Raw genomic sequence first — 22,375 nt, 5'->3', positions numbered from 1 at the left:
TTTAGGATCCTTGATCGGCTCACAGTGGCACCATTATCGGCTTTGCTTCCACCACAAATACAAACCTTCAATATCTGCCGAGCACATCAAGGCCATGCATCGGCCAAGCTGTTCATCTGACCATTGCCACCATTGCATTTCCTGCAGCATCTCAATCTCTTGGGGAGAAAAGCGGAATTTGATGTGTTTAGCGGGGTTTGAACCCACAACCTCATAAGGTGCCACATCTTTGGTCACCACCGCGCGACTGGCGATTATCGCGCCATCTCCAATCGTCACACCTGGCATGATCATCGCTTCCGAGCCAATCCATACATCGTGACCAATGCGCGTATCCCCAGCTCTTACAAAGCCATCTTTCGCTTCTGAAAAGTTAGGATTTTGTTGGTAGAAGAAAGGAAAAGTGCTGACCCAATCCGTTCTATGGCCTTGGTTTCCTGCCATCATGAAAACCGCGCCTGAGCCAACTGAGCAAAAGCTACCGATGATCAGCTTGTCCACATCATTTCGCTCTGGATTAAGGTAACGCACGCAATCATCGAAACCGTGGCCATGATAATAGCCAGAGTAGTAGCTATGCCGCCCAACGATGATATTAGGATTGGTAATTTGCTCTTGGATTGGCTTACCCGAAAATGGGCTGTCAAAGTAGTTCATCTTGTTCTCGTTATTTCATCTCACTGCGGTATTCGCTAAGTTGGTAGCTTACCTTACCCGCTTCATTCAGCGTAAAAATCCAGACACTGTTGTCCGACTCAAACCGATATTGGTTTGCGGTTTCTAAAGGCTGTAGCTGGCTAAGAAACTGCCCCATTTCTTTCTCTGCAATGAGAAACGAACCTTGAGAGGTATTGTTGTCCAGATCATTGGCCACTTCAATTTGCGTGGTCGACACAGGCAGAACATCTGGCAGCCACCCTCTTTCAAAGAGTTGATCTGCTTGAGCCTGTTGGTAATTGTCATAGTGGCTTTGAACTATATCAGAGCAGCCCGTTAAAACGAGGAGCAAAAGAAAAAAACGCGCTTTCATTGGTCTATCCATTTATTTCAGTGATAACAAGCGAGCAAAAATCGCTAAAACATTCAGCGAAATTGTATAAGAAAAACGACTTGGCGTTTGTACCGCTCTGTCAAAGATTGGTAAGAACTAAACTGCTTTTCTCTATTAGTAAGAAGGCGTACAGTGCCAACGCATTTAAAAACAATGAGGAAGATTAACATGGCGCTATTGTGTGAAACCGAGCGTTTGATTGTTCGCCATTTTGAGCTGAGTGACAGCGATTTCATCATCCAACTGCTCAACCAAGCGTCGTTTATTCGCTACATTGCTGATAAAAACGTGCGCACCACCGAAGATGCGATTCAATACCTCACCAACGGCCCCATCGCCAGCTACCAACACTACGGTTTTGGTTTAAGTATGGTAGCGCTCAAAGCGTGTGGCACGCCTGTTGGTATGTGCGGCGTGCTAAAACGACCAGAGTTGGAACACCCAGATCTCGGCTACGCGTTTTTAGAAAAACATTGGCGCCAAGGCTACGCTGAAGAAGCGGCTAAAGCCGTGTTGGCAAACGCTTTTGAACGTGATCAGTTGGAGCAGATTTTGGCCGTCACTCTACCAGACAACCAAGCCTCCAATGGGTTATTGCAAAAACTCGGCTTTAGCCAACTTGGCACCAAAGAACTCTATGGTATGGAGAATAATTTGTACGGTATTGTGAGTGAGAGTCTGCGTTGAGCCATGCCATCATAACCGTTTCATCTTATCCCCTTGAGAAAATTAGAGGGCTTAACTACATGATTAAGGCCTTCTGATTTGCTTGTCTTGCCAAGGAACAAAGATCACAATTATTTAACATTTATCCGCAAACACACTTCTGTCATCCATATTTAACGTGTGAGTAATATTTATAAATAAGAATAATCGCTCTAACCTAACTTATGGATAAGAAAGATGAAAATAACGCAGTGGAGTCTGATCCTTACAGGCTTAATCGCAATGCCTGCTCTGGCGGATACCGACGTTTACCTAACGAACAACTCTGATCAACCGTTGACCATTCAAATCAAACACGATGGCAGCGACTTACTCAAATATGGTGATGAGTGGCAACAGCATGTGCAAACTCTTGGCCCTTGGGAAACCAAATCAGTTCTTAGCTTTAACCGCTGGGACGGCGTGAAAACCAATCATACCTACCGCTTTGAAACCGTGGTCTCTAATCCGAAAGGCGAAAGTATTTCCCTCAATCAGGTAATGAGGGGGCACTGGTATAACTCTTCGATTCAATATGGGGTTAGCGCAGCCGACGTCAATTTGTCTCTTAAAGATGACCGCAATGTTCATCGCTCGCCGACGTTGGCGTTTGGTGAGCGTGAAGTGGAGTTAGCGTTTAAATCCTCGGCCACCGCTCGTTATGACGATCTTCACTACACCATCACACCAAGCAAGGTCGATGAGGTGGTCGATGACAACGATCAGCATCTTAAGATCATGACTTACAACATCTGGGCTCTGCCTGCTATTGCGTCCCATATTGGTGAACGTTTTGAACTCATCCCAGACTATGTCAAAGGCTATGATGTGCTCGCATTACAAGAAGTTTTTGCCAATGGCCGCGATGCTTTTTTGCGTGAACTGGCCAAAGAGTACCCTTATCAAACCAAAATGTTGGATAAAAATGGCTTTAATATTTATGACGGTGGCGTGATCATTGTTAGCCGCTATCCGATTGTGAATCAGGCGCAGTTTGTCTTTCCTGATTGCACAGGTACCGATTGTTTTGCCGATAAAGGGGTAAACTACGCTGAAGTAATTAAAGGCGGTGAAGCCTATCATGTGTTTGCCACACACACCGCGTCATACGATACCGATACTGCGCGCGACTACCGCCAGCGTCAGTTCAAACAGATGCGCTCCCTCGCTCAGTCATTAAAGATTCCGGCTAACGAAACCGTGATATACAGCGGCGACTTCAACGTCAATAAGCGTAAGTTTCCTGGTGACTATCAACAGATGATCGCCAACTTAAGCGCGATTGAACCGCACTACTCAGGCTACACCGAATCAACATTTGATCCTCGTATCAACAATTTTGCAGGCGAGCCTCTCTCTGGTGGCGAGAACGTGGAATATCTCGACTACGTGATGGTGAGTAACGAGTACGCTGTGAAAGGCGATAACAACAACCGTGTAGACATCCCTCGCTCAACGGCAGAAAGCTTATGGAAACACTATAACCTTTCAGACCACTTCCCGGTTTCTACCGTGATCAAACCATGATGCGTACCATCATCCTTGTTTTTGTCATCACCCTGTCCGCGCTTGCCGCGGGCATGGGTTTTATCACGCTGTTCTCTGGTAACGAGAGTAATGTCGCCACTTCTGCTCAACGAGTGGAGGCCACATCAGCTCAGAGTGTAGACACCATTGATCATCAACCAACAGACACGATGGTTGCCACTAATGTAAATAGCGTTTCAGCGCGAAAGCAAACCGACAAAACATCGTCAAGCGAGTTACTGGCGGAAAGCCTCCAACAAGCTCAAGGTCGAGAATTGATTGCTGAACTTGACGCCTTTTGGCGCGAATGCCAACCAGAGAAACGATGCGAAGAACAATTAATGGCGGTATCGCCTTATCTCTCGGCAGAACTGTTTGCGCTACTCTCTCAATACCCAGAATTGAACGCACAATGGCAACGCCAATTAGGCGATCTGCAATTTGACGAACAGCAAGCCTTAAGCGCTCGAATCGAACAACTTAAAGCACAAGCGAGGGAGATTTGGGGTGAGTTGGCAGATATTCTGTTTGCCGATGAGTTCGCGCTTTACGATTTCAGTCTCGACAGCGAATCCCTTAGCCAAAGCGACCCCGAAGAATTTGTAGCCAATTTTCAACGTTTGATGGTGCAGTGGCAAAACCGCGCACAATCGTTTGGGCTAGTGAGCGATAGCGCCAAATATGAACGAGGTGTTTCGCTCATCCCAACTCATTTCAGCGATGCAGAACAATCCACTATTCGCCAAACTTTGGAGCAAACTTATCTGTCCAAAGAAGAGCGTGCCAACCTTCAAACTCGTGAGCAAACGGTCGCCAAGCAACAGCAGCAAGTACAAGACTACCAAGCCGCCCTTGCTGAGCTGCAATCGCGCCTTAACAAGCAAAGAGCCACCAGCCATGCAGAATGGCCAGAATCTGACTGGCAAAATTACTACCAACAGCAAGTCAGTGAATTTCGCCGCACGTTTTTCTCTTCCTAAGCCAATCAAAAAGCAAAAAGGCACTTCGTAGCTTAACGTCGTGCCTTTTTTCTCAACTGTAAGGGCTCTTATGAGCGCTTTGCCAAAGGCTTCCTTAAACCAATTCGGCTATGCCCCGCAGGGAAATCATCAAAGCGTGTAAATTCTTCAAATCCCAAGCTTTGATAAAACTGCGGAGCCTGCCAACTTTGTGTCCAGAGCCACAAGCCAGATAGCGAATGTTGTTTCGCGTACTCCTCTGCTTGAACCATCAGCTTTTTGCCCATCCCCGAGCCTCGGCATGCCTCATCAACCCAAAGCTCATCAATGTAGAGCCAATCCCAGAGTAAGTTCGCCGTTAACGCCGCGATGAGGTTGCCGTGCTCATCTTCCACCGTCCAGTTGAAACGTTCTTTTTGGTAAGGCGGTGCCAATTGCGTTTCGCTGTGAGATTCAAACCCAGCACTGAGTTGACGCTGCTTACCTTCATCTAAAGGACCTGTCGTGAAATCAATCTTCATCTTTTTCTCGTTTCTGTTTACCCGCTATTGAGCACAGAGTATCGCACGGCAGCCGATGAAACCTTTAATTTTATTAATACCAAACTACTTGGAGTTGTAGGTAGGCGGCAAGTGCGTTCATCACCATGAGCATAGGCAGGCTATGTGATTAGGGAGAAGGACCGAAGCCAATACCGCGACAGCTTCAAGTAGGAAGGGATATCAAACTGTTAACTCAACTTGTTTTGCCCCAGCACCTCCCACTTTCATGTATGAAAACAACCGAAACATAGAAAACTTCATTCATATTGATTAGAATGGCACGACAAATTTGTGTTACTCCCATTGAGCAGCACAACAATCTGGATTTTTCTATGCCGCCCTGACTTTTGTTGGGGCGGTATTGCGTTTAGGAGGAATAAAATGTCCAACACTGAATCGATCTGCGTATCAACGCTAGACATGGATCGTATTAGCGCACTTCTTGAAAAGATGGCGAACTTATCACCAGAATTGGAGAAGCTGGAAAATGAGTTAGATAGAGCCAACGTGCTCGCGCCACAACAGATGCCCGACAACATCGTTACCATGAACTCAACGGTGCGTTTTACGTTTGTCGGCAGTGACAAAGTCATGGAGAAAACATTGGTCTATCCAGACCAAGTTCGTAACCCAGATGACGTTTCTATTTTTGCCCCAGTTGGCAGCGCGTTGCTTGGCCTTTCTGTCGGCCAGCAGCTCACATGGCCAATGCCCGGCGGCGCAGAAAAAACCATCGAGATTCTCGAAGTAACTTACCAGCCAGAGCGCGTGGGCGAGTTTCATTTGTAATGCTTAAGACAAGAGCCGCAAAAGCGGCTCTTAATGGTAACGGTGTAGATTTTCGTATTACATGACTTCTCTTGACCAAATGGCTGTTGTATCGCTTTCAGTTGAAAGAAGGCAAACTCGCCACGACGCTTTCACTACCCCACCGAGAATATCCCCTGAAGTGCATTCATCACTAGCACTCCGGCCCTGTTAGAGCGATAATCCCGCCCTTTATGAGCACCCAGCTCAACGATAGCAATACAGAAGTAGAAAGACAGCGATGACAACTGAGCCAACAGTCATAATTGGACTGCACAATCCCAAAAGCCCCACCAATGTCGGCGCAGTGATGCGCGCAGCAGGTTGCTACAACGCCACTCAGGTGCGCTACAACGGCACCCGTTATAGCCGAGCGGCAAGGTTTCAGACCGATACACAAAATAGTCATGAGCGGATTGATTTAGTGGAGATGGAAGACCTCACCGCCAGCCTTGACGGCGATGTCGAGATCGTTTGTGTCGAGTTGGTGGTCGGTGCCACTGCGCTACCGCATTTCGTCCATCCTGAAAAAGCCATTTATCTGTTTGGCCCAGAAGATGGTTCACTGCCGCAAGAGATGGTCGACAAGGCACATCATGTTGTCTATATCCCCACTCACGGCTGCATGAATCTCGCCGCAACTGTCAATGTAGTGATGTACGATCGCTTAGCAAAAACCCTCGACTCGATAGACGACCACGCGCAAGTCATCGCCAATCGCGATAACAAAAACCGTTTGCGGGTTAAGGAAAGCTGAGATTTTTCAACTCGGCAGCAGCTTTATTGTCAGATTTAGCTGAACACATCTCGTTTTTTGCCACCTGTAAGCGGCTTTGATGTGATGGACGCACCTCCCTTCTAGCGTCGTTGTACCAAACTAATAGTACAACCATTGAGAGCAGGAGTAACAAGTATGCCTATTAAAGTTGTCGGTATTGATATAGCGAAAAATCTCTTCCAAGTATGTGTGCTGGGTACAAATGGACAAATTTTATCAAACAGAAAGGTAAAGCGAGATAAGCTTCTAGATACTGTCCGCCAACTACCTGAGCAAACTGCTCTTGCAATGGAGTCATGTGCAACTTCTCATCATTGGGGCAGAATATTTCAAGAGCTAGGATACACAGTGGCTCTTATTCCAGCTCAGCATGTAAAACCATTTGTTGGGCGGCAAAAGAACGATGCTAATGATGCAAGAGCCATTTGCGAAGCCTATTCTAGACCTAATCTTCACTTCGTTCCTGTTAAGTCTGTTGAACAACAAGACCTCAAAGCGATACGCAGTGTCCGTAAACGTTTGGTAGAGAACAGAACTGCCTTGGCGAACCAGATCAGAGGATTGGCTGCTGAATACGGGGTAGTATTTCCTCTCTCCATTAAAGCTTTACGAAGTCATTTACCGCTAGCTCTTGAAGACGCAGAGAATGCTCTTTCCCCAGTAATGAGGAACTTACTGCAAACTTTATACTGTGACTTTGTCAGTCTTAGCGAAGAGATAGATGAAATGACCCAAAGTGTCACCATGTTGAGTCAGCAAAATCCAAAATATGAGGCTATTCGGAATATTCCTGGTTTTGGTCCGATTTTGACAGCGGCTCTGATTAGTGAGGTAGGTGCTGGAAACCAATTCCAAAATGGTCGCCAGTTCTCAGCATGGTGTGGCCTAGTTCCAAAACAAAATAGTACAGGTGGAAAAAGTAGTCTCGGCTCTCTATCGAAGAATGGCAATCGCGAATTGAGAGCATTACTTATCCACGGTGCTCGCGCAGTGGTTCGGTGCGGAGCTAACAAAGCGGATGCTATGGGAGTATGGTTGAGAGGACTCATTGCACGCCGAGGCAAAGCAAAAGCGATTGTCGCTCTTGCAAACAAGCTCGGTCGGGTAGCATGGCACATCTTGGCGAAAAATAGCGAATACGATATTAATCAGGCATTTAAGCCTGTTTGATTAAAAATACTAAGTTCTAAGGAGATATCCTCAAGAAGCAACTGAGTTTGCAATAGCTGATGAATAAACGGTGAACCATCCTTACTACACTCTGATAACGCAACGAGGTTATTGAAACCGAGGCTTTGAAAAGACAGTGAGGAGCGGATTACATCATGGCGCAGGTCACGTAGTAGACCTAGAAAGACGTCGGATATATGTTAGCGACCGTATCATTGAATCAGTCATTGCATCCTGAGGTGCGTCCATATATGTTGCGTAATTTGGTCAGAGAGCCAAATTGCCTGAAATTGAACAATTCTCATACAACACACTGAGTTTCAGGCATACCTAACCCTGTAAGCTTATTCCGCGCCATGATCATAGCGTAAGTCTCGCCAACTTGAGCGTTGTAGTTTCTCAGGCTTAATTTCCCGCCTAACAACTGTTTCACTCGATACATTGCTGTCTCTGATAGCGAGCGTTTGTGATAGCCATACCGCTTTTTCCACTTCTTGTTGGAACCGTAGAGCTTCTGGCAACCTACTGCTAAGTTGCGAGGATGTCCTTGCTCCCAGAAGGCCGCCCCTTCTCGTGGCGGGATAAGTGGAGCTGCTTGCTTGATCCGTATAGCATCATGGCAATCCCTTGTGTCATAAGCGCCATCACCCGATATCTCAATGATTTTACGACGTGTCTGCTTGAGTAAGTTTGGAAGCACTTCGGCATCGGTTACATTAGATAAGCTCAGTTCTGCTGCGACTATTTCGTGGGTGCTTGTATCTACTGCGATATGCAACTTTCGCCACACTCTGCGCTTCCCATCAGTTCCATGCTTCTTGACCTTCCATTCACCTTCGCCATAAACCTTGAGGCCCGTGGCATCAATTGCCAGATGTTGTATCGCACCTCTGGTTTTGGTTTTAAATGAAACCTCAACTTCCTTAGCTCGGCGGCTTATACAGGTGTAGTGCGGACAAACAAGCGGGATGTTAGCTAGCTTAAATACTGAGTCTAGAAAACCTTGCAGCGCTCTCAATGGCATAGAGAAAACGCGTTTCACCGTTAGTGCGGTAGTAATGGCTAAGTCGCTGAATCGGCGAGGTCTACCACGCTTACCTTGTTTGTTTTGCTTCCACTCGGCTATCGTTTCCTCATCAATCCAAAAAGTCAGAGAACCACGGTTGATTAAGGCTTTATTGTACTGCTTCCAGTTTGTTGTTTTGTACCAAGGTTTAGGCATGAGGCTACGGGGACTGATGGGTGTAGCCGATCAGATCGTAGCTTCTTGATTTAGTTCCATCGATTTAAGCAACATATATGGACGCACCTCAGGATGCAATGACTGATTCAATGATACGGTCGCTAACATATATCCGACGTCTTTCTAGGTCTACTACGTGACCTGCGCCATGATGTAATCCGCTCCTCACTGTCTTTTCAAAGCCTCGGTTTCAATAACCTCGTTGCGTTATCAGAGTGTAGTAAGGATGGTTCACCGTTTATTCATCAGCTATTGCAAACTCAGTTGCTTCTTGAGGATATCTCCTTAGAACTTAGTATTTTTAATCAAACAGGCTTAAATGCCTGATTAATATCGTATTCGCTATTTTTCGCCAAGATGTGCCATGCTACCCGACCGAGCTTGTTTGCAAGAGCGACAATCGCTTTTGCTTTGCCTCGGCGTGCAATGAGTCCTCTCAACCATACTCCCATAGCATCCGCTTTGTTAGCTCCGCACCGAACCACTGCGCGAGCACCGTGGATAAGTAATGCTCTCAATTCGCGATTGCCATTCTTCGATAGAGAGCCGAGACTACTTTTTCCACCTGTACTATTTTGTTTTGGAACTAGGCCACACCATGCTGAGAACTGGCGACCATTTTGGAATTGGTTTCCAGCACCTACCTCACTAATCAGAGCCGCTGTCAAAATCGGACCAAAACCAGGAATATTCCGAATAGCCTCATATTTTGGATTTTGCTGACTCAACATGGTGACACTTTGGGTCATTTCATCTATCTCTTCGCTAAGACTGACAAAGTCACAGTATAAAGTTTGCAGTAAGTTCCTCATTACTGGGGAAAGAGCATTCTCTGCGTCTTCAAGAGCTAGCGGTAAATGACTTCGTAAAGCTTTAATGGAGAGAGGAAATACTACCCCGTATTCAGCAGCCAATCCTCTGATCTGGTTCGCCAAGGCAGTTCTGTTCTCTACCAAACGTTTACGGACACTGCGTATCGCTTTGAGGTCTTGTTGTTCAACAGACTTAACAGGAACGAAGTGAAGATTAGGTCTAGAATAGGCTTCGCAAATGGCTCTTGCATCATTAGCATCGTTCTTTTGCCGCCCAACAAATGGTTTTACATGCTGAGCTGGAATAAGAGCCACTGTGTATCCTAGCTCTTGAAATATTCTGCCCCAATGATGAGAAGTTGCACATGACTCCATTGCAAGAGCAGTTTGCTCAGGTAGTTGGCGGACAGTATCTAGAAGCTTATCTCGCTTTACCTTTCTGTTTGATAAAATTTGTCCATTTGTACCCAGCACACATACTTGGAAGAGATTTTTCGCTATATCAATACCGACAACTTTAATAGGCATACTTGTTACTCCTGCTCTCAATGGTTGTACTATTAGTTTGGTACAACGACGCTAGAAGGGAGGTGCGTCCATCACATCAAAGCCTCTAACTAGTCTAGTTGTGATTAAAACTTAGCGACTCCCAGATCTCCGGCGCGACTTAAATGATCGAGTCGCCAATCAATCTGTAACGAAAAAAAGAAGCAGCCTATTGCTGCTTCTCTGTTTTGTTTAACGATTAAAGTGTTCTGGCAACCTCAAAACCATCCCAAATGGCGGTCATGATGGTTCGCGCTTTTTGGCTATCACCAATGTTAAACACGTTTTCGACATCAAGCTGATTAGCAAGTGCTTCATGTAGATGATCTTCGGCTCGGTAACCCAAAGCTAATACGACGTGATCCGACAAGATTTCCATGTCTCTTTGATCTCGCTGAACTATAACCCCTGTATCAGTGATGGTTTGCAGCATCGTTGAGGTCAATACGCTCACTTGCTCTTTAACCAGCAGTTCTTTAAGCATCTGATAGTTAGCAAAACAAGTACCGTGAGGACCACCGATGATGTCGTCACTGGCTTCAATTAAGGTCACGGCTTTACCTTGCTGTGCCATCCACAACGCCGCTTCAGCACCGACGAGACCACCACCAATCACGGTCACTTTATCACCAGTGATTTTGTCTGGATTCATCAACATATCTTCTGCAACGATTACATGTGGCTTATCTTGACCTGATAACCATTTGGGCTTCACTGGACGCGAACCCGTAGCAAAGATAACGCTGTCTGGATTGAACGATTCAATGGTCTCTTTATCTGCCGTAGTATCGAAACGCACATCCACGTTCTTACGCTCCATCTCACCTGCAAACCATTCAATCAACAGCTTGTCATCGTGTTTAAATGGAGGCTGGCTACCAGGAATAACGTTACCACCAAGTTGTTTTGATTTTTCAAGTAACGTTACTTTATGCCCACGCTCCGAGGCAATACGCGCTGCTTCCATACCTGCGACACCACCACCAACGACCACGACGTTTTGGCTGCGATGGGTTGGCACTAAGCGAAACTCTTCTTCACGGCCACAACTTGGGTTTACAGCGCACGACAAGTTGCCCACTTCTGCCATACGGCCTAAACAACCTAAATGACACGAGAGACAAGGACGCACCTCTTCAAAACGACCGCGACGAATCTTGTTAACGGTATCTGGGTCTGCCAGCAGTGGTCGACCTAGTGAAATACCATCAGAGATGCCATTGTTGACGGCATGCGCAGCTAAATCTGGATTCTCCATGCGTCCTGCCATTAAGACTGGAATATCGACCACCTCTGACACTGCCTTGCAGTAAGGCTTGTACATGCCAGGTGCAAAGTAGTTAGGCGGATGGTTCCAGTACCAAGAGTCATAAGTGCCCGCATCCACGTTCAACGCATCAAAGCCAGCATCTTGAAGGTACTTGGCTGCTTTCAGGCCCTCTTCCATATCACGGCCAACTTCTTCAGCTACTTCACCCGGAAGAATACCTTGGCCAAAGCCCTTCATGTTGCCTTTGACTGAGTAACGCAGTGAAACTGGAAAATCATCGCCACAGATTGCTTTAATGCCTTTGACGATTTCTACTGCGAAACGGTAGCGGTTTTCAAAACTACCGCCGTACTGATCAGTACGTTGGTTGAAAAACTCCATGGTGAACTGGTCAAGCAAATAACCTTCATGTACCGCGTGAATTTCGACACCATCAAAGCCTGCTTTTTGCGCAATCGCAGCCGATTCAACAAACTTACCGATAAAGTATTTCACTTCATCCGTCGTTAACTCTCTATGCTGAATAGAAGGGTCAAAACGGTTTGGCGCGTCAGAAGGCGCAATGGATTTATCTTCCGGAGTAAAACCTGGGATACAAGAACGTCCCCAACCTGCGGTCAACTGAGCAAAGATTTTCGCACCGTACGTATGCACACGTTCAGTCATCTCTTTGGCACTGCGAATGTACGCTGTAGGGTGGTTGGTCGGACAAGGAAGAGAAGGCATCGGAAATTGTTCCAACTCGTTTTCGACCATTTGTACGCCAGTAATAATTAAGCCAACGCCGCCACGTGCACGCGCGACATAATACTCGACACCACGCTGATTGTAGGCGCCGTCACCATCGACACAACCCAGTGTGCCCATTGGCGCCATCGAGTAACGGTTTTTCAGTTTTAATGAACCAATCTGCATTGGCTCAAAAAGGATTTTGTGCTGTTGTTTTAACATTGAACACTCCACATTATTGGTATGCCACCAAAATAGTTAGTGACAGAATCTGCGAGTATTAAAACAACCCTCAACGCTCATTACTTGGCAAAACAGGACATCTCATTAACCTTTCAAGACATCCAGAGTTTTTTTGACATGCATCATATTAGGGAACCTTTTACCCTAGTGTCTTGCCTTATAGACATTGGCGATACGCCCGTCCACCTTTTAAACGCACGCGAAAAAGTGCTCAAATCTGAAAAGCCAAGTTGGTAGGCAATTTCGGTCATATTGACTTTTCCGGCATCAAGTAGATGTAGCGCTTTTTCAAGCTTGTACTTTTCGACCACCCCTCGATAACTGGTGTTTTGCTGTGAAAGATGTCGATTTAGGGTGCGTAAATTCATATTCAGCGCGTCGGCGATGGCACGGCCATTAATATCAACTAAGTGACTCTGCTGATTGAGGAAATGATAAATCTGAAGAATCAAGTCATCTTTTTTCAGGCGCTCCGCTTCTTCTCGCAATAAATTCACACAAGAGAAATGAAGGTTCTTGTCACTATCAGTGAGAGGAATATGGAGAAAACGCTTGGGAATAACCAGTTTACGAATAGGTGCCCCTTCCTTAACGGTACAGTGCATTACCTGTTCTAGTAACGCATTTTCCTTCTCACTATAGCGATGCTCAATTAAACAAACATCGAGCGTGACTTTGGTATCACTCAGCACCTTGTGAATGATTTTGATCACCACGGCGATAAACAAAGTAATCCCAAGGTAACTGACTTTTGAATCGTTTCCCAGCGACTCCGTATCCAGAACCCAGAGCTCAGCATTGCCTTGGCGATCTCGCTTATAGACGAGTCGAACAGGCGCACTTAATACAATCACGTATTCTTGTAACACACTCAACAAGCTATCAAGATCTCGCGCCGTCCATAACGCAGTCGAAAAGCTGCCAAACGTCAATGACTCTACCGTATCGGCAATGTGAGCCAACATGATTGGTGTCTCATTTTGCTCGTAAGCTTGATAAAGCAAGGAGCGCAAATCTTGCACATTAACCCTACCTTCTTCATTACAGCGAATCGCTTCTATTAGAGACTCTTCACCTATCGGTTTCAATAGCTTTAGCCAGCCAGCATGAACTGAAAGCGCGTTGTCAAAAACGGATTTTTTATGATTCATATCACTTAACACCCTAAATTTGTGACTCAATACACAAAGGTTGACACTGTCTCAACTTGCATACTAGCTGTCTTAAAAAGCCAAATATTGACCTCCATCAACAGAGTAAGCTGTATGCAGTGAAACGGACTTTCTTCCCTACATAAATCACATTGGACACGATACATCGGACATTTTCACGGTTGAGAAGTCGAGGTCGAATGGTTCAATATGCGAAAACAGAGAGCGTCACTATGACTGACTGGAAAAATAAATTCGCCGAAAAAATAATCTCATTAGAGTCGGCAGTAGGCAAAATTGAATCGGGCGATAAAATTTGGGCTGGTGGCTTGTTGTCGATGCCAGTTATCTTCCTTCAAGAGTTAGACAAACACCTAACTCAATTCCACGGCTGTGAGCTTTACACAGGCCTAATGACTTACCCATACGAATTCCTAAAACCTCAATATAAAGAGAACTTCAAACACATCAGCCTTTTCATGGGCCCACTTGAGCGTAAATGCCAGCATGGCGGTAACATTGAAGTGATGAACTTCCACTTCTCTAACTTCAAACAGACGTTTGCTGCGCTAAAACCAAACACAGTCATCATTGAGGTGACGCCACCAAATTCAGACGGTTATGTAAGTCTTGGTGCTTGTGGCGGTGTGGGCAGCAAAGAAGCGCTGAAGTACGCGAAAAAAGTCCTTTTTGTGGTTAACGACCAACAACCATTTATTGGCAACAAAGACAACCTTGTTCACATTGACTACGCAGATTTTGTTGTCGAAGGTCACCACAGTATTGCCATGCCAAAAGCGGGCGAGCCAAGTGAACTTGAACAACAAATCGCACAGCACGTTAGTCCATTCATTGAAAATGGCATGACAGTGCAAATCGGTATTGGCACCATCTCCAACGCTATGGGCATGGCACTACGTAACCACCAAGATCTCGGAATTCACACTGAAATGTTTACCGAATCTCTAATGGAAATGTGTAAAGCAGGTGCGGTGAGTGGCAAGCTGAAAAACTACAAGCCAAACAAAATTGTGACTGCGTTTGCCGCTGGTCCTCAAGAAGTGATGGACTTCCTGCACAACAACGACGCAATTGAAATGGGTGGCATGGCCGATGTGGTCGACGCTTATGAAGTCGCCAAAAACGACAACTTCGTATCAATCAACACCTGTGTGATGGTCGATGTGGTTGGTCAAGTGGCGTCTGAAGGTGTGGGCTTCTCTCAAATTTCTGGCTCTGGCGGTCAGCTTGACTTCGTTCGTGCGGCGGGCATGTCTAAAGGTGGCGTGAGCATTCTTGCCCTATCTTCAACTCGTGATGGCAAAGAAGGCCTTGAGTCAAACATTCGTATCGCACTGCCGACAGGTACACCGATCACCACGCCTCGCAACGACACACAAGTTGTTGTCACCGAATACGGTGCAGCTGACCTACGTGGTTTAACCACCCCACAACGTGTCAAAGCCCTCATCAACATTGCTCACCCAGAGTTTAGAGATGAGCTTCTAAAGCAAGCAACAAAACTTGGTTTGGCTAAATAAGGAGCCCATATTATGTACAAAGGTCAATTCTTCACCCTAAACACCCTGGGCGACAATCAGGCGGTTGAACTGGTTTTTAACGCTGAAAAAGATCCGGTGAATACCCTACGTAACGCTGCGCTAATTGAGCTGGAAGCCTGTATTACTCGACTTGAGGAAGAAAAGCCACAAGGCTTAATCATTCGTTCTGGCAAAGCTCTATTTAGTGCTGGTGCAGACGTTAAAGCGTTTCGTAGCCTATTTAAAGACGGTGACGCAGCGATCACACCGTTCCTTGACTGGGTACACTCTATCTACAACCGTGTTGAAGATCTCGATTGCCCTAAAGTGGCCATCATCAATGGCGTAGCAGCGGGTGGCGGTGTCGAACTGTCTCTATTGGCTGACTACCGCTTGGCAACGGCCGACGCGAAAATCAGTTTGCCAGAAGTGAAGCTTGGCATTATGCCGGGTTGGGGTGGCGTTACGCGTCTTCCACGTATTGTTGGCGTTGATACTGCTCTGGGTTGGCTAACCACGGGCAAAAACTTCTCAGCCGAAAAAGCACTAAGCGACCATGTGGTTGATGGCATCATTGATCCAAGCCAAGATAACCCAGTTGAGCAAGCGCTGCGCGTCATCGAACGTGCACAGCGTGGTGAACTGAATTGGCAAGCGCGTCAAGCAGAAAAGCGTCAAGCACTTCCAGTGAACGATCTAGAACTGGCGATGTCGATTAATGTCGCGCGAGGTATGGTGGCAAAAGCGGCAGGTCCTCACTACCCTGCTCCAGGGATTATCCTTGATACCGTATTTAACGCTGCGCGTTGTACTCGTGATGAAGCGCTAAAAGTCGAAGCAAAAGGCATCGTCGCTTGTGCAGAAAGCGGCGTGGCCGATGCGCTGGTGAATGTGTTCTTAAGCGATATGGCGGTAAAAGCGGCAGCGAAAAAGCACGCTGAACAGTCTGAAGTGAGCAAAACAGCGCAAGTCGGCGTGATCGGCGCAGGCATCATGGGGGGCGGCATTGCTTATGTCAGTGCTGACCGTGGCATTGATGTGGTGATGAAAGACATCAACAAGCAAGGGCTCGACCTAGGTCTATCAGAAGCAAACAACCTTCTAACCAAGCAAGTTGAACGTAAGAAGAAAACCCCGCGCGAGATGGGCAATGTGCTAAATCGCATCGTGCCGACTCTGCACGACGCGACACTGGCAGACACCGATATGATCATCGAAGCGGTGGTTGAAAACCCAATGGTGAAAGAGAAAGTACTGGCTCAACTTGAAGAGACAGCACCGAACGCCATCATCGCATCAAACACATCGACGCTGATGATCAGCGGTTTAGCCCAGGCACTGAAAAAGCCTGAAAACTTCTGTGGTATCCACTTCTTCAACCCGGTACACCGTATGCCGCTAGTGGAAGTGATTCGTGGCGAAAAAACCTCAAAAGAAACCATCGCCAAAGCGGTTAACTATGTTCTGCAATTAGGCAAAGTGCCGGTTGTGGTCAACGATTGTGCCGGTTTCTTAGTCAACCGCTGTTTAACCCCTTACTTCCTCGCGTTCAACCAACTGTTAGTTGATGGCGGCAGCATCGCTCAGGCAGACAAAGTCATGAGCAAAGGCTTTGGTTGGCCGATGGGGCCTGCGCACCTTGCGGATGTTATCGGTCTTGATACGGCGAAACACTGCATGGATGTGATGGATGAAGCCTTCCCTGCTCGTCTAGGTAAACCTCAAGTCAACCTGATTGAAATGCTATGTGGGCGTGGGCAGCTAGGCCAGAAATCGGAACACGGCTTCTATAGCTACCAAAAAGATCGTAGAGGTCGTTTACAGCCATCACTCAGCATTGACACCCAAGTGCTACTTGATAGCGAATGTGCTGCTCCTGCGGTATTTAGCGATGAAGATGTGACTTTGCGCATGATGCTGCCAATGATGTTTGAAGCAATTCGCTGTTTAGATGAAGGCATTATCAGCTCTCCTCAAGAAGGCGATATCGCGTTTGTTTATGGCACAGGCTTCCCGCCATTCCGCGGCGGCATTTTCTACTACATGGACACTCTTGGCCTCGATAACTTAGTCGAACTCGCGCAGAAATACGAAGCACTGGGTTCACTTTACGCGATACCTCAAGGTCTGCTTGAACGTGCGAATAACAACCAAAGCTTTTACGCCTAATTAGGAGATTTAAAATGAAAAATGTAGTGATTGTTGATGCTATCCGTACTCCTATGGGTAAATCAAAGAATGGTGTTTTTCGCCACGTCCGTGCTGACGACCTGTCTGCACACCTAATGAAAAGCATGATTGAGCGTCAACCGAACCTTGATGCGACACTGATCGACGATGTGATTTGGGGTTGTGTGCAACAAACTGAGGAGCAAGGTGCTAACCTAGCTCGTGTTGCTGCTCTGCAAGCGGGCCTTCCGGAAACCGTGCCAGCGACAACCGTCAACCGACTATGTGGTTCATCGATGGATGCACTGCACATGGCAACCCGCGCTATTAAAGCGGGCGACTCAGATGTGGTCCTTGTCGGCGGTGTTGAGCACATGGGTCACGTGCCGATGACCAAAGGCATCAGCATGAACCCATACAACCGCAATATGGCGCAAGCATCAGCAATGATGGGACTGACAGCAGAAGCCCTTGGCAAGATGCACAACGTGTCTCGTGAAGAACAAGATGAGCTAGGCGCTCGCTCTCATCGTCTGGCTCATCAAGCTACCCTTGAAGGTCGCTTTGATAACGAGATCGTCCCAACAATGGGTCATGATGCGGCGGGTTTACCTACTCTAGTCCAACACGATGAAGTGATTCGACCAGAAACGACAGCAGAATCACTTGCGACGCTTCGCCCGGTGTTTGACCCTCGCGGCACAGTAACGGCTGGTACCTCATCGGCACTGTCTGATGGCGCGTCATGTCTACTCGTGATGAGCGAAGAAAAAGCCATCGAACTCGGTCTGAAAGCAAGAGCACGCGTCATTGCTGCTACCAGTGCAGGTGTTCCTGCAGCGATCATGGGTTACGGCCCAGTGCCAGCGACACAAAAAGCGCTGAAGAAAGCCGAACTCAGCATTGACCAAATCGACTTTGCTGAAGTTAACGAAGCATTTGCCGCTCAAGCGATTCCTTGTTTGAAGGATCTTGGCTTGTGGGAGCAGCGTGATGACAAAGTTAACCTCCATGGTGGCGCTATTTCGTTGGGGCACCCTCTTGGATGTTCAGGCGCACGTATTGTCGGCTCTCTGATCAATATCATGGAACAACGTGGCGGACGCTACGGACTTGCGACCATGTGTATTGGCATGGGTCAAGGTATCGCGACCATCATTGAACGTATTGAATAACGAAAATTAAAGTCAGCCTAAGTCAAAGAGCTCTGTCCTACCCAGAGCTCTTTTTTTTACCGCCAGCTAGTTTGGATGGTCATCCCCTACATAATTGAGTTTTTTGCCTCGCTAGAATCGCTATTATGGTCAACGAAACAAACATTCTGTTCCTATAACAACCCTTGGGGAAAATGATGAAAAAATTTGCCTTAACCACGCTAACATTCGCACTTGCATCAGCTTCTGTTCACGCCAATGTACCAGCGGAACACCCACTGGCTAAGTACCTTAATGCACCAGGTGCGTCGGTTAACTTGCCTGTGACTGCAGCAAAACAGTCTTTTGATCTAGATTTCGTTCAGGGCGCCTACGACAGCTTTGAAAGCTTCCATGCGCAAATGGGTGGCGACCATGCACTTTATTACATGACCAACTTCAGCACTGTGATGCGCACTGATAATGTTAATCCAGCGGCAGAGCAAAAAATATTGGCACGTAATATCAACAACGAAATCGGTAACATCACGGTCAAAACAGACAGCGAAGGTGACCTGAAAATGGATGACTACTTCGTACATCCAACCTTCCGCCACCAAGGCGTAATGATGATCCACAAAGGTGAAGTGGTATACGAAGCTTACCCAGGTATGAAACCAACCGATTCTCACATCTGGATGTCATCATCAAAGACGCTTACAGGCCTTATCACAGCCATGCTAGCTGAAGAAGGCAAGCTCGACATGAGCGCTTCAACGACCAAATACGTCCCTGAGCTCAAAGGCACAGCATGGGATAAAGTGACTATCCTTGACTTAGTTAACCATACTGCAGGCCTTGACCACGAAGAGAACAACACGTCAATTCTCGATCCAGAAGGCGTATTCGTGCGCTTCATCAGCTCTGCACTTGGCACGACTGAACGTTGCGAAACAGGTGAAACATGGCGTGACGTATTAAAAGATGTAAAACCGCTAGAAAACGAAAAGCCGGGCGATCGCTTCCGTTACTCTTCACTGAATACACACGTACTGGGTCAAGTGATTCAAAACGTGACCAACAAACGCTGGACTGACGTTGCTGAAGAGCGCATTTGGGGCAAACTAGGTGCGCGTATGCCGCTACAAGTTCACCTAACGCCAGACGGCACACCACTAAACCTAGCAATTATCTCGTCTACACTGGAAGACTTTGCTAAGTACGCCACCATGTACACACCAAGCTGGGACAAAGTGGCACACGAGCAAGTCGTTACACCTAAACTACTTGACCGTATTCGCTCAGCAGGCAGCGCAGACGCATTTGTAGGCGGCCGTAAAGAAGGTCAGGCTGTGGGTCTATTTGGCGAGAAACCTGTAAAAGGTGCTTACCAGTTCGACTTCATCTTTGAAGACGGTGCGATGTACAAACACGGTAACTCTGGCCAAGGTATCTACGTCGATCCATCGCGTGACTTTGCTGCCGTTTACTTCGGAGCAACACCTTATGTGCCACCATACGGTGAGATCAAAGCACCGGCATACTTCCGCAAAGTAGCTGAGCAATTAGATAACGCAAAGTAAGCACATACATTTATCGGGATAAGACCAAAGCCTAGGCGGAAACGTTTAGGCTTTTTTTCCGGATCCTTTGAGCCCCTTTTAGTCTGAGTTGTAGCCATGACAATGACCAAAGAAACCAGTATCTTATACAAAAATACCTCGACAAGGTTTCTCTATGATCTCTATTGAACAGATTCACGCGTTTACTCTGGTTTACCAGCATGGCTCATACAGTGCAGCGGCACGCGCAGCAAACAAGGAGCGCAGCACAATAAGGGAGCAAGTGGTGACCTTAGAAGACATTGTCGGGGTAGAGTTGTTTCAAATTGAAGGGCGAAAAGCAAAGCCCACCGATGCAGCCCACCAGCTCATCTCTCGGGCAACCAACTTAAGCAAACAAGCCAAAGATTTTGAGCTCACCGCTTTCTCCCTGCTCGATGAGCCACTAGAAAAACTGATCGTCATGCATGATGACCAGATCCCAAGTGGCTGGATGAGTTCTGCCATTCTGGAGATTAAGCAGCAGTACCCTCAACTGATGATTGATATTATCTGCGCGTCAAGAGAGCACGCTTATGATTGCCTTGAAAAGAGCGAATGCCACATAGCAATCATGGCCACCGAAGACTCACCCAGAACTCAAGCTCGAATTGACACACACTATATTGGCAACCTAGCCCTTGGTGCCTATGTCAGCCCAGACTCTCCGCTTGCCGAACAAGATATCGTGTCAATTGAGCAACTCAGGCTCGAAACCCAGTATGAACTGCCCCACACGAAAGAAGGTGACTTGGGGTGCTTTCGCGTTTCAAACACGATTGAAAAAGTCAGTTCACTCAGCCTTGCTAGCGCTCTGCTCACACAAGGCGGCTGGATTGCCTTGTCCTGTTCATTAGCAGCCCCCTTAGTTGAGCAAGGCGTTCTCCGACAACTTACCTTGAACGAAGCAACACGCAATTATATGCGAGGTGTTTGTCTATTTTTTGGCTTAACCAGCAAAAACAGAGATGAAATTAGCTTTGCGCTGGATCGCTTTAATCGACATGCTCATCCGTACTTAGCGTGAATCAACTGCCGGCCTACTCAGCCGGCTTTTTCATACCACAACAACCTCCTATCTCTCTTTTAGTCGCATTCTTCACCAGCATTTCTCAACTTTGCTTAATATCTTTGCCTGCATTGCAAACTGCCGCCATCAGAAAGGATGACCTGCATCAACAATTTACCCATTGTCCTAGCTGGCTAACCTAGTGACCTAAAATGCCAAGCTAAAGACATGTCGTCTTGGTTAAATACCCATGGTTTCAGTACCACTGATCGACGTAAGGTAAAGCGATGTTCAATCGTTACTTTATTCAGTTCGTACTATCTCCAAAAACCAATAAAAAGCTATGCAGGGACGCACCTCTACTCACAGAAGGGATGTTTGACCAGTCTTGATACAAGGTGAAATCATGAAAAAAGCAACGCTTAGCACTGCGTTACTCTTAGCATTTTCCGGCACTGCCATTGCTTCGGAACAAGAGCAACAGAGTGAAGTAATTAACCCTTCTGACTTAACACGCGTTTATACCCAAGCGGCTGTCTTCCTAGATTCCAATGCCGACGTTCGCATGTCGGGAATGATGACGGGCGCATGGTCAGACGATATTCAATTTGCTGGCTTTGCCGAAGGCACATTTGGCAACGACAACGCGAAAATTGATGGAAAGCATAAACTGGGCACCGACTACCAGAAAGGTCGCGCGCAGTACTTCCAAGTTCACGCGCTAGACAACCACCTAATGCCACGTGTCGGCTTCTCAACAGATTTGATCCACCAAAACGGCGAAGCAGGTACGGCTAAAGATTCTGGTTTAAAAGATACGACTCTGTTTTCAGCGGGTGTGATCGGTCTTATTAACCCTGCCTACACCTTTGGTGCCAAAGTGTTCCCTAACGTTGCTTACACAACAGGTAAAGTTTTTGGTCAAAGTGCTGATGGTTACATGTTAAACATGTTCCTGACCAAAGAGATTGGTGATTCGGGCAGCTTCATTCAGTTCTCTCCAGAGTACTTCAAAGCCGAAGGCGATGTGGTATCGATGGAATCAAGCAAGATGAGCTTCTTTATTAGCGCACCCACTCGCTCGGATCGTACTCAATGGTTAATGACGCGTTTTGAATACGGCTCAGCTGATGTAGTACTACCAGACGGTACTGCGATTGATAACGACCCTGAGCTACGTGTCGAAATCGGCATGAAGTGGTTCTTCTAGTTAGAGGCAAAAGAGAGTGGCTCTAATAAGAACACTATACAACACGCTGCTCTTATTTTGGGGCCACGCTCTTTCTCCACCATAAGGCACGTTCAGATATGCTCCATGCCCATGTCGCCATTTTAGTCGTTTTTATTGTTGTGCTATCAGCACCAATTGCATTTTCTCGGCTGATTCAC

At 46.9% G+C, this 22,375-nt stretch carries 19 protein-coding genes; 12 read left to right on the top strand and 7 right to left on the bottom strand.

The window, feature by feature from the left end; translation table 11 throughout:
• Nucleotides 1–33 precede the first annotated feature (33 nt).
• The gene (gene catB / locus AOT11_RS20010) at nucleotides 34–657 is read right to left on the bottom strand and encodes a type B chloramphenicol O-acetyltransferase (protein WP_017419576.1); all 624 of its coding nucleotides are present in this window, start codon (nucleotides 655–657) and stop codon (nucleotides 34–36) included.
• Between the two features lie 10 nt (nucleotides 658–667).
• Nucleotides 668–1,030 (bottom strand): YbbD-related protein, encoded by a 363-nt coding sequence (locus tag AOT11_RS20005; RefSeq protein ID WP_472575223.1) that lies wholly within the window; start codon nucleotides 1,028–1,030, stop codon nucleotides 668–670.
• Between the two features lie 189 nt (nucleotides 1,031–1,219).
• Between AOT11_RS20005 and AOT11_RS20000 the strand changes: the two genes are divergently transcribed.
• The 3 genes from AOT11_RS20000 (at nucleotide 1,220) to AOT11_RS19990 (ending at nucleotide 4,263) form a co-directional block, all read left to right on the top strand.
• The gene (locus tag AOT11_RS20000; protein ID WP_172840618.1) at nucleotides 1,220–1,738 is read left to right on the top strand and encodes a GNAT family N-acetyltransferase; all 519 of its coding nucleotides are present in this window, start codon (nucleotides 1,220–1,222) and stop codon (nucleotides 1,736–1,738) included.
• A 216-nt stretch (nucleotides 1,739–1,954) separates the two neighbouring features.
• Nucleotides 1,955–3,283 (top strand): sphingomyelin phosphodiesterase, encoded by a 1,329-nt coding sequence (locus AOT11_RS19995; RefSeq protein WP_026050211.1) that lies wholly within the window; start codon nucleotides 1,955–1,957, stop codon nucleotides 3,281–3,283.
• Complete coding sequence (locus AOT11_RS19990; RefSeq protein WP_017419572.1) at nucleotides 3,280–4,263, top strand: hypothetical protein; 984 nt, start codon at nucleotides 3,280–3,282, stop codon at nucleotides 4,261–4,263. The genes AOT11_RS19995 and AOT11_RS19990 overlap by 4 nt, the downstream gene beginning before the upstream one ends.
• Nucleotides 4,264–4,331: 68 nt before the next feature.
• Here AOT11_RS19990 and AOT11_RS19985 read toward each other — a convergent pair whose 3' ends face one another.
• Nucleotides 4,332–4,763, bottom strand: coding sequence for a GNAT family N-acetyltransferase (locus tag AOT11_RS19985; RefSeq protein WP_017419571.1), 432 nt, complete (start codon nucleotides 4,761–4,763; stop codon nucleotides 4,332–4,334).
• 402 nt (nucleotides 4,764–5,165) lie between these two features.
• Between AOT11_RS19985 and rnk the strand changes: the two genes are divergently transcribed.
• From rnk to AOT11_RS19970, 3 genes are all read left to right on the top strand, one after another.
• Nucleotides 5,166–5,573 (top strand): nucleoside diphosphate kinase regulator, encoded by a 408-nt coding sequence (gene rnk, locus AOT11_RS19980; RefSeq protein ID WP_017419570.1) that lies wholly within the window; start codon nucleotides 5,166–5,168, stop codon nucleotides 5,571–5,573.
• A 259-nt stretch (nucleotides 5,574–5,832) separates the two neighbouring features.
• Nucleotides 5,833–6,348 carry an RNA methyltransferase gene (locus AOT11_RS19975; protein WP_017419569.1) on the top strand — a complete coding sequence of 172 codons (516 nt, stop codon included), beginning with the start codon at nucleotides 5,833–5,835 and terminating at the stop codon, nucleotides 6,346–6,348.
• A gap of 156 nt (nucleotides 6,349–6,504) precedes the next feature.
• Nucleotides 6,505–7,539 (top strand): IS110 family RNA-guided transposase, encoded by a 1,035-nt coding sequence (locus AOT11_RS19970; RefSeq protein WP_017420759.1) that lies wholly within the window; start codon nucleotides 6,505–6,507, stop codon nucleotides 7,537–7,539.
• 301 nt (nucleotides 7,540–7,840) lie between these two features.
• Here AOT11_RS19970 and AOT11_RS19965 read toward each other — a convergent pair whose 3' ends face one another.
• The 4 genes from AOT11_RS19965 to AOT11_RS19950 form a co-directional block, all read right to left on the bottom strand.
• Nucleotides 7,841–8,761, bottom strand: a complete 921-nt coding sequence (locus tag AOT11_RS19965) for an IS5 family transposase (protein WP_017420755.1) — start codon at nucleotides 8,759–8,761, stop codon at nucleotides 7,841–7,843.
• Between the two features lie 326 nt (nucleotides 8,762–9,087).
• Nucleotides 9,088–10,122 (bottom strand): IS110 family RNA-guided transposase, encoded by a 1,035-nt coding sequence (locus tag AOT11_RS19960; RefSeq protein WP_017420759.1) that lies wholly within the window; start codon nucleotides 10,120–10,122, stop codon nucleotides 9,088–9,090.
• Nucleotides 10,123–10,339: 217 nt separating this feature from the next.
• Nucleotides 10,340–12,361: an FAD-dependent oxidoreductase gene (locus AOT11_RS19955; protein ID WP_017421697.1), complete on the bottom strand. Its 2,022-nt coding sequence runs from the start codon at nucleotides 12,359–12,361 to the stop codon at nucleotides 10,340–10,342.
• Nucleotides 12,362–12,504: 143 nt separating this feature from the next.
• The gene (locus tag AOT11_RS19950) at nucleotides 12,505–13,533 is read right to left on the bottom strand and encodes a helix-turn-helix domain-containing protein (protein ID WP_017421696.1); all 1,029 of its coding nucleotides are present in this window, start codon (nucleotides 13,531–13,533) and stop codon (nucleotides 12,505–12,507) included.
• Between the two features lie 233 nt (nucleotides 13,534–13,766).
• Here AOT11_RS19950 and AOT11_RS19945 point away from each other — a divergent pair, with 233 nt between their 5' ends.
• The 6 genes from AOT11_RS19945 to AOT11_RS19920 all read left to right on the top strand — a co-directional run bounded on the left by AOT11_RS19945 (nucleotide 13,767) and on the right by AOT11_RS19920 (nucleotide 22,196).
• A complete protein-coding gene (locus AOT11_RS19945; RefSeq protein WP_017421695.1) occupies nucleotides 13,767–15,074 on the top strand; it encodes an acetyl-CoA hydrolase/transferase family protein in 1,308 nt (435 codons plus the stop codon).
• A gap of 12 nt (nucleotides 15,075–15,086) precedes the next feature.
• Nucleotides 15,087–17,243, top strand: a complete 2,157-nt coding sequence (gene fadB, locus AOT11_RS19940) for a fatty acid oxidation complex subunit alpha FadB (RefSeq protein WP_017421694.1) — start codon at nucleotides 15,087–15,089, stop codon at nucleotides 17,241–17,243.
• Nucleotides 17,244–17,257: 14 nt separating this feature from the next.
• Entirely contained in the window at nucleotides 17,258–18,418 is a 1,161-nt protein-coding gene (gene fadA / locus AOT11_RS19935) for an acetyl-CoA C-acyltransferase FadA (RefSeq protein ID WP_017421693.1), read from the top strand.
• A gap of 176 nt (nucleotides 18,419–18,594) precedes the next feature.
• A complete protein-coding gene (locus AOT11_RS19930) occupies nucleotides 18,595–19,959 on the top strand; it encodes a serine hydrolase domain-containing protein (RefSeq protein WP_017421692.1) in 1,365 nt (454 codons plus the stop codon).
• A 154-nt stretch (nucleotides 19,960–20,113) separates the two neighbouring features.
• Entirely contained in the window at nucleotides 20,114–21,004 is an 891-nt protein-coding gene (locus AOT11_RS19925) for a LysR family transcriptional regulator (protein WP_017421691.1), read from the top strand.
• A 388-nt stretch (nucleotides 21,005–21,392) separates the two neighbouring features.
• Nucleotides 21,393–22,196: a hypothetical protein gene (locus AOT11_RS19920; protein ID WP_017421690.1), complete on the top strand. Its 804-nt coding sequence runs from the start codon at nucleotides 21,393–21,395 to the stop codon at nucleotides 22,194–22,196.
• Nucleotides 22,197–22,375 lie beyond the last annotated feature (179 nt).

The organism is Vibrio vulnificus NBRC 15645 = ATCC 27562, from assembly GCF_002224265.1.
Taxonomy (GTDB): domain Bacteria; phylum Pseudomonadota; class Gammaproteobacteria; order Enterobacterales; family Vibrionaceae; genus Vibrio; species Vibrio vulnificus.
Note: the sequence above shows the minus strand (reverse complement) of the source record. Positions and strands in the feature narration are given on the sequence as shown.

Coding starts and splice junctions, on each gene's coding strand:
- AOT11_RS20000 (WP_172840618.1), top strand. CDS start 1,220: ATGGCGCTATTGTGTGAAACCGAGCGTTTGATTGTTCGCCATTTTGAG.
- AOT11_RS19925 (WP_017421691.1), top strand. CDS start 20,114: ATGATCTCTATTGAACAGATTCACGCGTTTACTCTGGTTTACCAGCAT.
- catB (WP_017419576.1), bottom strand. CDS start 657: ATGAACTACTTTGACAGCCCATTTTCGGGTAAGCCAATCCAAGAGCAA.
- AOT11_RS19965 (WP_017420755.1), bottom strand. CDS start 8,761: ATGCCTAAACCTTGGTACAAAACAACAAACTGGAAGCAGTACAATAAA.
- AOT11_RS19945 (WP_017421695.1), top strand. CDS start 13,767: ATGACTGACTGGAAAAATAAATTCGCCGAAAAAATAATCTCATTAGAG.
- rnk (WP_017419570.1), top strand. CDS start 5,166: ATGTCCAACACTGAATCGATCTGCGTATCAACGCTAGACATGGATCGT.
- AOT11_RS19970 (WP_017420759.1), top strand. CDS start 6,505: ATGCCTATTAAAGTTGTCGGTATTGATATAGCGAAAAATCTCTTCCAA.
- fadA (WP_017421693.1), top strand. CDS start 17,258: ATGAAAAATGTAGTGATTGTTGATGCTATCCGTACTCCTATGGGTAAA.
- fadB (WP_017421694.1), top strand. CDS start 15,087: ATGTACAAAGGTCAATTCTTCACCCTAAACACCCTGGGCGACAATCAG.
- AOT11_RS19955 (WP_017421697.1), bottom strand. CDS start 12,361: ATGTTAAAACAACAGCACAAAATCCTTTTTGAGCCAATGCAGATTGGT.
- AOT11_RS19990 (WP_017419572.1), top strand. CDS start 3,280: ATGATGCGTACCATCATCCTTGTTTTTGTCATCACCCTGTCCGCGCTT.
- AOT11_RS19985 (WP_017419571.1), bottom strand. CDS start 4,763: ATGAAGATTGATTTCACGACAGGTCCTTTAGATGAAGGTAAGCAGCGT.
- AOT11_RS19920 (WP_017421690.1), top strand. CDS start 21,393: ATGAAAAAAGCAACGCTTAGCACTGCGTTACTCTTAGCATTTTCCGGC.
- AOT11_RS19995 (WP_026050211.1), top strand. CDS start 1,955: ATGAAAATAACGCAGTGGAGTCTGATCCTTACAGGCTTAATCGCAATG.
- AOT11_RS19950 (WP_017421696.1), bottom strand. CDS start 13,533: ATGAATCATAAAAAATCCGTTTTTGACAACGCGCTTTCAGTTCATGCT.
- AOT11_RS19960 (WP_017420759.1), bottom strand. CDS start 10,122: ATGCCTATTAAAGTTGTCGGTATTGATATAGCGAAAAATCTCTTCCAA.
- AOT11_RS19975 (WP_017419569.1), top strand. CDS start 5,833: ATGACAACTGAGCCAACAGTCATAATTGGACTGCACAATCCCAAAAGC.
- AOT11_RS20005 (WP_472575223.1), bottom strand. CDS start 1,030: ATGAAAGCGCGTTTTTTTCTTTTGCTCCTCGTTTTAACGGGCTGCTCT.
- AOT11_RS19930 (WP_017421692.1), top strand. CDS start 18,595: ATGAAAAAATTTGCCTTAACCACGCTAACATTCGCACTTGCATCAGCT.